This window comes from Luteimonas sp. RIT-PG2_3, assembly GCF_054902115.1.
The window spans coordinates 170,428-182,680 of the sequence record NZ_JBUBPF010000006.1; the positions used below are offsets into that span (position 1 = coordinate 170,428).

The window sequence follows — 12,253 nt, forward strand, 5'->3', positions numbered from 1 at the left end:
GCGACGAAACCGGGCATGCGGCGACGAAACCGGGCTTGCCGGGCGTGGAGGCCGGTGGTGTGGCCCGGATCGGCGCCACGATCTGCGCGGAACGGCGCTGGCGATCCCCGTCCCGGAGGTCGTGCAGCGACGACCGCGCCGCCGGTGCAACGCTGTAGCACTGCCCACACGCACCCGCGTCGACAGCCCGTCGGTACACTCGGGCCATAACTCCAGCCAGGACCCCGCCATGAGCTCATCCGATCGCCCGAAGGCCCGCGACTTCGATCCCGAGATCCTGCATCTGTTCGACGAGTACGTGCATGGCGCGATCGATCGCCGAGGTTTCCTGTCCGGTGCCGCCAAGGTCGCCTCGGTCGGCGCCGCTGGCGCGGCCGGCCTGCTCGCGGCACTGACCCCGCAGTTCGCCGCCGCACAACAGATCGCGCCTGACGATGCCCGTCTGTCGACGCGCCATGTCGACTTCGCCTCGCCCGACGGCTACGGCACCGGTCGCGGCTACCTCGCGCGGCCGGCCAACATCGAAGGCCCGCTGCCGGTGGTGCTGGTGGTCCATGAGAACCGCGGCCTCAACCCGCATATCGAGGACGTCACCCGCCGGCTGGCGCTGGAGAACTACATCGCCTTCGCGCCCGATGCGCTGTTCCCGCTGGGCGGCTATCCCGGCGACGAGGACAAGGCACGCGCCGCGTTCGCCACGCTGGACCAGACCAAGACCCGCGCCGACTTCATCGCCGCTGCCGGCGTCGCCGCGACACTCGAAGGCGGCAATGGACGCCTGGGCGTCGTCGGCTTCTGCTATGGCGGCGCCATCTCGCATTACCTGTCGACCCGGTTGCCGACGCTGGCCGCCGCCGCGCCGTTCTATGGCCCGGCGCCTGATCCGGCGGAAGCCGCCAAGGTCAAGGCCGAACTGCTGGTAGTGCTGGCCGCCAACGACGATCGCGTCAACAGCACCTGGCCTGCCTATGAGGCCGCACTGAAGGCCGCGGGCGCGCGCTATGCGCTCTACCACCCGGCCAACACCGAGCACGGCTTCCACAACGACACCACGCCGCGCTATGACGAGGTCGCCGCGCGCGAGGCCTGGAGCCGCACGCTGGCATTGTTCGAGCGCACGCTGCGGACGGCCTGACCGCCACCTGTGCCGGCCGGCCCCCGATGCCAACGCGCACGCCCGCCGGTCCCTGGGCGGTCTGCCACGACCGCCAGACGCCCCGGGCGCGCTGCGCCCGGATTAAGTCGATCAAAACCTTCCGATAATGCGCCGAACGCTGCGCACATGAAGATGCCATCCGGCACGGTCGCCGCATACAGGTATCGCTTCATGGCCATCCTGACAATACGCCAGAATCGGCAAAACGCGCTTACATTCCGGTCAAAAGTCATGTATGTCGCATACATTCACCTGAATTAATAGGACTTTATTCCATTCTATTAACTGAAATTGAACGGAATAAAAAGTAAATACGCAGCCCATTATTAAATTCACGCGAAACCGACAAACCTGAGACATAGAGTTGCGGCGCTCCAAGCGAGCGCCCCATCCTAAGACCAGGGAATCGACCGTGAACGCCGCACCCAACCTCTCATGTCGCCGGGTGCATCGCACCCGGCTCAGCCTTGCCCTTCCCGCCGCCATGCTGATGACGCTGTCCGCACAGGCTGCGTTCGCCCAGGACGCGTCCACGTCCACCGACACCAAGACGCTCGATCGCATCACCGTCACCGGCTCCAACATTCCGCGCACGACGACCGAAACCGCGTCGCCGATCCAGATCATCAGCCGCGAGCAGATCGACCGCACCGGCAAGACCACGGTCGGCGAATACCTGCAGAGCCTGTCCGTCGATGGCGCGGGCTCCGTGCCCAAGAGCTTCGGCAATGGATTCGCGGGCGGCGGTTCGGCGATCTCGCTGCGCGGCCTCGGCGCGGGCTCCACCCTGGTCCTGCTCAATGGCCGCCGACTGGCACCGTTCGGTCTGGCCGATGATGGTCAGAAGGTCTTCACCGATCTCAGCACGATCCCGCTGGATGCGGTGGAGCGCATCGAAGTCCTGAAGGATGGCGCATCGTCGATCTACGGCTCCGATGCGATCGCCGGCGTCGTCAACATCCTGTTGCGCAAGGATTTCACCGGCACCGTGATCACCGGTTCATACGGCACTTCGGGCGACAGCGACGGCAACCAGCGCAAGGTCTCGCTGACGACCGGCTTCGGCGACATGGCCACCGACGGCTACAACGTGTTCTTCAGCGTCGAAGGCGCCAAGACCGACGGCATCGGCATCTCCGACCGCCGCAACCGCAAGTGGATCGGCTCCGGCGACACGCGTCCGTATGGCTACGCGATCGGCACCAACCTGCCCGGCCGCATCACCGGTGGCGGCACCGGTGCCGGCGGTGGTCCCAGCGGCGCCATCGAGAACCCCAATACCGAACTGTTCGAATCCCTGCCCGGCTGCGCGGCGCTGTCGAACGTGACACCGCAGGATCCGGCAGGCGGCTGCCTGTGGGATGTCGGCCAGTTCCGCGACCTCTCGCCGCAGGAGGAGTACATCAACTTCTTCTCGCGCGCATCGTTCGCGGTCAGCGACACCTCCGAGCTGTACATGGAACTGGGGATGTCCAACAAGAAGACCGTGTTCAAGAACACCCCCTCCGGCGTCTCCGGTGCCTGGGGCTATCCCGGCGGCCCGGTCAACGCCAGCGATCCCGGTCCCGGCGCGACCGTGCTCGGCCCGGACCATCCGGATAATCCCTATCCGGGCACCGCCAACCGGCTGCGGTACACCGCCTTCGATGTCGGCCCGCGCACGACCTACAACGACAGCCGCTTCATGCGGCTGCTGCTCGGCTTCAAGGGCACGGTGGCGGACTGGGACTACGATGTCGGCTACCTGCATTCGCAGAGCAACCTCAACAACGAGCGCACCGGCTTCCTGCGCTACAGCGCCGTCAAGACCGCACTCGAAGATCCCAACAGCCCAGTCGGCTACTGGCGCATCGGCGACGATTCCGGCCTGAACTCGCAGGCGCTCTACGACTTCATCTCGCCACGGATTTCGGCCACCGGCGAGACCAAGCTCGACATCTTCGATGCCAAGGCCTCGCGCTCGTTGATAGATCTGCGCGGCGGCCCGCTCGGCATCGCGGTCGGTGCCGAATACCGCCGGCAATCCGTGCTGCTGACGCCGCAGACCTATACCGACGTCGGCGACATCATCGGTCTTGGCTATTCGGCCTATGAGGGCGTCGAGAAAGTCACCAGCGCCTATGTCGAACTCAATGCACCGGTCCTCGAAAGCCTGGAACTGACCGCGGCGCTTCGCACCGACCGCTACGACCAGGGCGAGAACTCGACCACGCCGAAGGTGGGCGTCAAGTGGACGCCCGCCGACTGGATCGCGTTGCGCGGCACCTATGCAGAGGGCTTCCGCGCGCCGAACCCCGCGGAAGCGGGCACCGGCGGCCTGGCAGCGTTCAGCACGGCGGTCGATCCGGTGCGCTGCGCGGCGCCGGGCAATGAACCGCAGGACTGCGATGCCGGCCCGATCGCGCTGATCACCTCGCCCAACCCGGAGCTGACGCCGGAGGAATCCAAGAGCTACACGCTCGGTGTCGTGCTGCAACCCTGGCAGGGCACGTCGTTGGCACTGGATGCGTTCCGGATCAAGCGCACCGACGAGATCTTCGGCGGCAGCGCCGATGCCGCGATCGCCGCCGGCGGTGCCAATGTCATCCGCGGCACCAACGAGATCCCGGGCACGCCTGGCAGCGGCTCCATCCTGGCGGTGCTGGTGGCGTACCAGAACGCCAGCTCGACCACGGTGGAAGGCCTGGACCTGGATCTCTCCCAGCGTTTCAATCTGGGCAATGCTGGCAACCTGCGACTGGGCCTGCAATGGACGCACATCAGCTCGTTTGAGCGTCTGGACGTTGACGGATCGCGATATGAGTTTGCTGGCACACATGGGAACTGTGATGTCACCAACTGCATCGGCACGCCCAAGAACAAGGCCAACTTCGCCGCCACCTGGGAGATGGACCGCTTCAGCCTCAGCGGCCTCGTCAACTGGCGCGACAGCATGCGCAACGTCTCGGCAGCGGCGGAAACCGAGTGCGCGAACGGATTCGCGAACGGCGACGATGCCCCGTCAGGTTGCGAGTTGGCCTCGTTCTACACGATCGACCTGTCGGGTCGCTGGGAAGCGACCGAGCACTGGGAGATCTTCGGTTCGGTCGCCAACGTGACCGATCGCATCGCCCCGCTGGACCCGCTGACCTACGGCGCCATCAACTACAACCCGCTGGACTTCAGCGGCGCCATCGGCCGCTACTACACGCTTGGCGCCAAGTTCAAGTTCAACTGACGCGCCGTCACGGCATAACCAGAAACCGTCTCTCTCCAAGTTCGCCCCGGCTCACCCCGGGGCGTCTTTTTGTGGCCTGCCATCCATGGCGGCCCCCCTTCGGGCCAACGCTGCGCGTTGTCAAAAATCGCTCCAGGCGATTTTTTGGTTCTTCTCCCATGTGCGTGTCCGTGTGTTGGCGGACAGGGAGCGGCATCGGCTCCGGAGACCGCGTCGCCCCGTCCGGGAATTACTGTCCGGCTCGGTCAGCCATCGTGGCTGACTCGCCGCCGCGGGCCATCCATGGCCCCGCTCTCCGCAATCCCCGGCCGAGGCGACGCACTGGCGTCGGAGGGGCCGAGGTCTTCGATGGGATGCACCCTGCCGAAGCCGCAATCGTGACGCTCGCGGCAGCGGCGAGGCGGGCGGAGGTTGCGCCGAGCACGCCATGGATGGCGTGCGCCCGAGTCAGGGCAGGATGCCCTGACCGAGGGAAGAGCAGCCGCAGCCCGGCAGGCCGCTGCAAATCCAGCACCGCGATCCCGCTCTGCTCTTTTCACTTCCAAGCGAAGCAAAACAGACACGTTGTCGGCTCGGAGACCGCGTCGTCAGCCGCGCACCGGCACCCACTTGAACGGACCGGCGTCGACCAGTTGATCCGACCCCACGGCCACCTGCCCCTGCACCGGGAGCAGCACGGCCTCGACCAGCGCAGCCGCAATGCACGCGGCCGGATTGATGCGCCAGCGCCGTGGCAGCACCGGTCCCAGCGCCTGCAGGACGATCGTCGCCGCGCGTTCGCCGCGACGGACGTCCTCGCGCTCGCCGCCGATCAGTCCCGGCCGCACCAGCGCCAGCGACGGATAACCGAGCGCCGCCAATGCAGCCTCCAGCTCGCCCTTGGTGCGGTTGTAGAAGATCCGCGAGCGCGGATCGGCGCCCATCGCCGAGTTCAGCGCGAAGACGCGCGCGCTGTGCGCCAAGGCGATGCGCGCGACCGCCAGCGGGTATTCGAGATCGACGGTCCGGAACGCCGCCTGCGATCCGGCCTGGGCGATCGTGGTGCCCAAGGTGCAGATGACGCCATCGACCGCCCACCATGGCGCCGTTTCCGGCAACGCCGCAAAGTCCACGGCCGGGTTCAGCAGCCTGGGATCCGACACGGCCAATACGCGGCGCGTCGGTGCCACCACCTGCGCGACACGCGGGTCGGCGAGCAGGCGGGCAAGCACCTGCTGCCCGACCAGTCCGGTGGCGCCGACGTGCAGGATCCTCATCGCCATGCCCTCCAGTGGGAACTGCCGACGACGACCACGCCGTCACGCACGTCCATGATGCATCCACATACAGTCCAGCGCGTCGAGCGCGATATGCACCAGCAGGCCGATGCCCAGCAGGCGCGTCCGCCGCGGTACCACCATGGCGCCATAGACTGCGATCGCGGGCAGCGTGTGCAAGGGATGGAAGCCGATGCTGCAGCGATCGGGTGCATAGATCGGATCGGCCAGCAGGTGATCGAGGTCGATCAGCCAGCCCAGCAACAGCAGCAACCACGCGTGCGCGAACCGGCCTCGCCAGAACAGCCAGGCCAGCAAGGCCGGCACGGCCGCGTGCAGGAACAGATGGAAGATCGCGCGCACACCCATGATGCCGGCGACTATGCCAAGCGTGCCCGGGGTTGTCGATGTCGATGCCGCCTTCGACACCAGCACGCCTGTCGCCGAGGATCGATGCCCCGGTGGAGGCCGCGACAACAGGAGGAACGTACGGTTGAACGGCGCTCCGCTGGCCGTCGCGCAGCTCCGAAACGCGGTCGATGGCCTGTACGCCCTTGACTGCCAGGCCACGTCGCGCCCTATTCGAGCGCCCGGCCTGCGATCATGTGCGCATGACCGAGACCCTATCCTTCACGCGCCTTCCGCTGTCCGCGGCCCTGCTGCAGGGCGTCGACGCCCTCGACTATACCGAGATGACGCCGATCCAGGCCCAGGCGCTGCCGGCCATCCTGGACGGGCGCGACGTCATCGCCCAGGCACCGACCGGCAGCGGCAAGACCGCGGCCTTCGGGCTTGGCCTGCTGCATCGCCTCGATCCCGCGCTGGTCAGGACCCAGGCCCTGGTGCTGTGCCCGACGCGCGAATTGGCCGACCAGGTCGGCAAGCAGCTGCGCAAGCTGGCGGTCGGCATCCCCAACCTGAAGGTGTCGATCCTGTGCGGCGGCATCCCGCTGGGACCGCAGCTGGCCTCGCTGACCCACGAGCCGCATGTCGTCGTCGGCACGCCCGGGCGCATCCAGGAACTCGCGCAGAAGCAGGCACTGCAGCTCAAGGGCATCCGCACGCTGGTGCTGGACGAGGCCGACCGCATGCTGGACATGGGCTTCGAGGAGCCGATCCGCGACATCGTCAAGCGCACGCCGAAGGATCGCCAGGGCCTGCTGTTCTCGGCCACGTTCCCCGATGCGATCCGCACGCTCGGCAATGCGATGCTGCGCGACGCGCTGGAAGTCAGCGTCGATGGCGGCGCGCAGCCGGCCGCGATCGAGCAGTTCTTCTTCGAGGTCGAGCCCACGCGCAAGGCCCCACTGCTGGCGGCCCTGCTGCTGCGCTACCGTCCGGAATCCACCGTGGTGTTCTGCAATACCCGCGCCGATACCGTCGAAGTCGTCGGTTCGCTGGAGCACTACGGCTTCTCCGCATTGGCGCTGCATGGCGACATGGAACAGCGCGACCGCGACGAAGTGCTGGTGCAGTTCGCCAACCGCAGTTGCAGCGTGCTGGTCGCCAGCGATGTCGCCGCGCGCGGACTCGACGTCGAGGACCTTGGCGCCGTCGTCAACTACGAACTCCCGACCGACGCCGACACCTACCTGCACCGCATCGGCCGCACCGGTCGCGCCGGACGCAAGGGCCTCGCGCTGGCGTTGTGTACCCCGCGCGAACTGCCGCGCGCCAGCATGATCGAAGAGCGCCAGGGCAAGCCCCTGCGCTGGGAAAAGATGCTGCCGCTGTCGGGCAAGGCCAGCCATGTCCCCAACGCCGCGATGGCCACCCTGCGCATCGATGCCGGCCGCACCGACAAGCTGCGTCCCGGCGACATCGTCGGCGCCCTGACCGGCGATGCCGGTCTGCACAAAGACGCCATCGGCAAGATCGACGTCTACGCCACTCGCAGTTACGTCGCGATCGCCCGCGCCCAGGCCGCCAATGCGTTGGCCCGCCTGCGCGAAGGCAAGATCAAGGGCCGCAAATTTCGCGTCAACCGGCTGTAGGGCGGGTCTCGACCCGCCATTCGGTACCTCGACAGTCGCCTGGTTCTCCCTCACGGCGATCACCTCCCGTGCCGACCCAGCGTGCGTGGGATCCGACGCGACCGGCGATGCGATGGTGCGTGGAGTTTGATGCGGCAGGCGGCGGGCGGCGGGTCGAGACCCGCCCTACGCAGGTGGCTACGTCTCTTTCTCTGTTCGACCGTCGCGTCGCATCGGTCGCACCCGCGTGCGCGGAATGCCTGCCGCAAGCGGTCAGCGGATCACAACGGTGGTGGCCTTGTTGGCGACCAGGTAAGGCGTCAGGTCGTCGACCTGGCCGACCTTGCCGATGGCGCGCTGCGCGAATTTCTGTCCGGTGATGCGGACGTGGCAGTTCAGGAAGGGCTTGTCCTTGTCCTTGCCCTTGGAGCAATAGACCACGCGGCCGTCGCGGTCCCAGCCCAGCACGAGGCGCTCCTGCTGGTTGCTGGTCCGATAGATGCAACCTTTGTGGATGTCGGATTCGGCCATGGCCATGGGTGTATTTCCTGATCGAAGTGAAGCGCCGCTGCCGCGCGGCGACGCTACCGTGCAGCATCGCAGGGCGGGTTTCAAGCCGCCGCCACGTACAGACCGTCACGCGCGTTCAAATACCCGCGTCTTTCCTGCCCGCGCTGCCGGCGCCACCGCCCCTCGCAGCGGCGTCGCGCGCGACATCGACCTGTGTTCCGGCCTCCACATGCAAGCCGAGCCCATCCCACGCGCGCTCGACCGCCTGCCTGGCCGCATCCAGCGACGCGTCGCGCGCGACCAGGCGTTGCCTGCGATCCAGGGTGCACGACAGGCCCAGCGATGACAGCAGGCCATGGGCGTCGCATAGTGCCGTGGCGATGCCGTCGTCGAGCAGGCCTTGCGTGCGCGCGGCTTCGATCAGCAGCGGCGTCGCGCGCGGCGCCAGCAAAGCGGGCCGGGTAGCGGCATCGCGCAACACGAGGTATTGCAGCAGGAACTCGAGGTCGACCAGGCCGCCCTCGCCCTGCTTGAGGTCGAACCGCTCCTCGCTGCTGCGATCGAGTTCCTTGCGCATGCGCTGGCGCATCGCCACGATGTCGGCGCGCAGGCTGTCGGCATCGCGCGGACGCGCCAGCGTGGCGGTGCGCACGCGCTCGTACTCGTCGCGCAAGGTGGCGTCGCCCGCGATCGCACGCGCGCGCACCAGGGCCTGGTGTTCCCAGGTCCAGGCACGCTCGCGCTGGTATTCGGCATAGCTGGCCAGCGTGGACACCAGCAGGCCCTTGCCGCCATCGGGGCGCAGGCGCACGTCGATGTCGTAGAGACGGCCGGCGCCGGTCACCGCGCCGAGCAGCGAGACGATCTTCTGCGCCAGCCGTGCGAACCAGCGGTTGGCGTCCATCGTGCGTGCGCCATCGGAATGCGCGTCGGCGGGTGCGTCGTAGAGGAACACCAGGTCGAGATCCGAGCCGAAGCCCAGCTCCTCTCCGCCCAGGCTGCCGTAACCGACGACGATGAAGCGCGCGCCAGGCACAACGCCATGGGGACCGCGCATCTCGCGCTGAGCCAGTTCCAGCACGGCTTCGACGACGCCATCGGCCAGCCACGCGAGTTGCCGGGTGGAATCCTGCGCCGGCTGGCGCTGGTCGAGCGTGGCCAAGGCGATGCGGAAGCTGAGCTGCTGGCGGATCTCGTTGAGGGCGAACAGCGCCGATTCGGTGTCCTGCTGCTGCAGCACCTGCCGGCAGGCTTCGATCATCTGCGTGCGCTCGGGCAACGGGCCTTCGGCGCGGGCGTCGAGCAGTTCGTCGAGCAGCAGGGGATGCGCGGCCAGGCGTTCGGCCAGCAGGGCGCTTCGCGTCATCACGTCGACCAGCCGCGCCAGCGCCACGGGTTGCTCGTCCAGCAGGGCGAGGTAGCTGGTCCGGCGCAGCACGTTGTGCAACAGGGCCAGCAAGCGGCGCACCGCCTGCAACGGGCGGTCGGCCGGTGCGGAGGCCTGCAGCAGCACCGGCATCAGCCGGTCGAGGCGCGCGCGCGCGGTGTCGGACAGGTCGCGCACGCTGGGCGAACGCACGAAGTCGCGCAAGGCGGCATCGACGTCCTCGGCATCCTGGAAGCCGGCCGACGACAGCGCCTGCGCGTCCGCCTGGTCGGGCAGCGCACGCCAGTAGCCGGACAGGTCATCGGCCACCACCGGGCGCCGCTTGCGCTGCGACAGCAGCGCGTCGAACTCGCGCGCGACGCGGTCGCGGTGCGCCGACAGCGCATCGTCGAGCGTCGTCCAATCGGGATATCGCATGCCCTGCGCCAGCCGCAGCCGTCCCGCGGCATCGTCCGGCAAGGCGTAGGTCTGCGCATCGCGCAGCATCTGCAGGCGGTTCTCGACATGGCGCAGGAACAGGTACGCCTGCTCGAGCGCCTGCACGGTCCCGGCCTCGATCTGCCCGGACTGCTGCAGCGCGCGCAGGGCCGGCAGCAGGCGGCGCTCGCGCAATGCCGGTTCGCGGCCGCCACGAATCAGCTGCAGGGCCTGGGCCAGGAACTCGATCTCGCGGATGCCGCCGGGCCCGCGCTTGATGTCGCCGGCCATTTCCTTGCGTGCGACCTCGGCGGCGATCATCGCCTTCATCTCGCGCAGGCCATCGAGCGCACCGTAGTCGAGATAACGGCGATAGACGAACGGCCGCAGCATAGCCAGGAAACGCTCGCCGGCCGCGATGTCGCCCGCGACCGGGCGCGCCTTCTGCCAGGCATAGCGCTCCCAGTCGCGGCCCTCGCGCTGGAAATACAGCTCCATCGCCGCGAAGCTCAGCGCGATGCGACCGGCGTTGCCGAACGGACGCAGGCGCAGGTCGACGCGATGGCAGAAGCCGTCGACGGTGGTTTCGTCGAGCAGCTTGGCCAGTTGCTGGCCCAGCCGCGCAAAGTAATCGTCGGCGACCAGCGCGCGCGCGCCGTCGCTGTCTCCGGCGGATTCGTAGCCGTAGACGAGGTCGATGTCGGAACTGAAGTTGAGCTCGCCACCGCCAAGCTTGCCGAGCCCGAACACGACCAGACGGACCGGCGCCCCCTCGTCACCGCCATCGCCCGTGCCACTGTCAGCGCTGGCACGCACATGCCCGTAGCGCTGGGCGAATTCGATTTCCAGCGCGGCCAGCGCCTGCTGCAGGCAGCGTTCGGCCAGTTGGGTGCTGCCGGCCAGCGTCTGCTCGACGCTGTCGAGGTCGAAGACATCGCGCCAGATCAGGCGCGTGGACTCTGCACTGCGATAACGCCGCAGCAGCATCGCCCATTCGCTGCGCTGCGCGGCCTCCAGCACCGGCGGCGGTTCCGGTTGCGCCCCGTCGTCGGCAAGCAGGCGCGACAGCAGGACCGGCTGGCGCAGCAGCACGTCGATCGCGAAATCGCTGGCGAGGGCGATGCGGCGCAGGCGCGCGACGGTATCCGCATCGCTGCGGACCGGCGCCGGGAAGCGGGCGAGCGCGCGCTCGACCAGGGCATCGAGCGTGGATTGCGTGGCGTCTGCCTGGGAAATGTCGTCCATGCCGCGATTGTGGCATCGCGTCGTGACGATGTATCGGCCGGTCTCAACCGGTATCGGCCGGCCTATGCCTGTGCGCCCGCTGCGTGTGCCATGCGGCGCATCGATGGTGTTGGCAGCGGCGCGCGCTCCGCCGCCAGGCCCTAGACTATGGCGTGGTGCGCGCCTGCCTGCTGGCGCGCGATCGCCGCACCCTTTCCGCTTCGCACCGCCCCTCCCGGAGCCCCGCCGCACGATGTTCGACCTGTTTGCCGACCAGCAGCTGGATGCGCGCGAAGCGATCGGCCGGCGCGCGTTCGTGCTGCGTGGTTTCGCACTGGCGCACGAGGACGCCCTGCTGCAGGCGCTGGCGACGGTGGCGGCGGCGTCGCCGTTCCGGCAGATGTCGACACCGGGCGCGCTGACGATGTCGGTGGCGATGACCAATTGCGGCGACCTTGGCTGGATCAGCGATCTTCGCGGCTACCGCTACACCGGCATCGATCCCGAGACCCGGGTGCCGTGGCCGGCGATGCCGGACGTGCTCCAGCGGCTGGCGGGCGACGCGGCACAGACGGCCGGATTTCCTGGCTTCGAGCCCGACGCCTGCCTGGTCAACCGCTACGTGCCCGGTGCCCGGCTGTCGTTGCACCAGGACCGCGACGAGCGCGATTTCGATGCCCCGATCGTCTCGGTGTCGCTGGGGATGTCGGCGATGTTCCTGTTCGGCGGCTTCGCGCGAGCCGATCGCAACGCCAGGGTCGCGCTGCACCATGGCGACGTCCTGGTCTGGGGTGGCGAGGACCGGCTGCGCTTCCACGGCGTGCTGCCGCTGAAGGGCCCGCCGCACCCCCTGCTCGGTGAGCAGCGGATCAATTTCACGCTGCGCCGGGCGGGCTGAGCACCGCGCCGGGCCCGGAGAACGCAGGCCCGGAGAACGTCGGCCTTGAACCGGTTCTGCCGGTGTTGGGCAATAAAAAAGCCCGCTTGCAGCGAACTGCCAGCGGGCTTTGCTCCCTCCCCCACGTCGGGTGCGGGGCCATCGTGAATGAAGTCTTACCCCCGTTGCACGCTGCACTGCAAAACAGAACCTATGGGTTCAATAACTCTGCAGGC

Annotated in this window: 8 protein-coding genes; 4 read left to right on the forward strand and 4 right to left on the reverse strand. The window is 68.1% G+C overall.

What is annotated here, in order from left to right; genetic code table 11:
- The first annotated feature begins 229 nt into the window (after positions 1-229).
- Both ACYX7E_RS11960 and ACYX7E_RS11965 read left to right on the forward strand, forming a co-directional pair.
- A complete protein-coding gene (locus tag ACYX7E_RS11960) occupies positions 230-1,135 on the forward strand; it encodes a dienelactone hydrolase family protein (RefSeq protein WP_462080801.1) in 906 nt (301 codons plus the stop codon).
- 511 nt (positions 1,136-1,646) lie between these two features.
- Complete coding sequence (locus tag ACYX7E_RS11965) at positions 1,647-4,373, forward strand: TonB-dependent receptor (RefSeq protein ID WP_462080857.1); 2,727 nt, start codon at positions 1,647-1,649, stop codon at positions 4,371-4,373.
- Positions 4,374-4,960: 587 nt separating this feature from the next.
- Here the strand turns inward: ACYX7E_RS11965 and ACYX7E_RS11970 are convergent.
- The gene (locus ACYX7E_RS11970; RefSeq protein ID WP_462080802.1) at positions 4,961-5,629 is read right to left on the reverse strand and encodes a Rossmann-fold NAD(P)-binding domain-containing protein; all 669 of its coding nucleotides are present in this window, start codon (positions 5,627-5,629) and stop codon (positions 4,961-4,963) included.
- Positions 5,630-5,671: 42 nt separating this feature from the next.
- Positions 5,672-5,998: a DUF6122 family protein gene (locus ACYX7E_RS11975; protein WP_462080858.1), complete on the reverse strand. Its 327-nt coding sequence runs from the start codon at positions 5,996-5,998 to the stop codon at positions 5,672-5,674.
- A 242-nt stretch (positions 5,999-6,240) separates the two neighbouring features.
- Between ACYX7E_RS11975 and dbpA the strand changes: the two genes are divergently transcribed.
- The gene (dbpA, locus tag ACYX7E_RS11980; RefSeq protein ID WP_462080803.1) at positions 6,241-7,623 is read left to right on the forward strand and encodes an ATP-dependent RNA helicase DbpA; all 1,383 of its coding nucleotides are present in this window, start codon (positions 6,241-6,243) and stop codon (positions 7,621-7,623) included.
- A gap of 252 nt (positions 7,624-7,875) precedes the next feature.
- On the opposite strand, the gene ACYX7E_RS11985 is transcribed toward dbpA, so the two are convergent.
- Both ACYX7E_RS11985 and glnE read right to left on the reverse strand, forming a co-directional pair.
- The gene (locus ACYX7E_RS11985; protein WP_462080804.1) at positions 7,876-8,139 is read right to left on the reverse strand and encodes a hypothetical protein; all 264 of its coding nucleotides are present in this window, start codon (positions 8,137-8,139) and stop codon (positions 7,876-7,878) included.
- Positions 8,140-8,248: 109 nt separating this feature from the next.
- Entirely contained in the window at positions 8,249-11,161 is a 2,913-nt protein-coding gene (gene glnE, locus ACYX7E_RS11990; protein WP_462080805.1) for a bifunctional [glutamate--ammonia ligase]-adenylyl-L-tyrosine phosphorylase/[glutamate--ammonia-ligase] adenylyltransferase, read from the reverse strand.
- Between the two features lie 232 nt (positions 11,162-11,393).
- Between glnE and alkB the strand changes: the two genes are divergently transcribed.
- Positions 11,394-12,038, forward strand: coding sequence for a DNA oxidative demethylase AlkB (alkB, locus tag ACYX7E_RS11995; protein WP_462080806.1), 645 nt, complete (start codon positions 11,394-11,396; stop codon positions 12,036-12,038).
- The last annotated feature ends 215 nt before the right edge of the window (positions 12,039-12,253 follow it).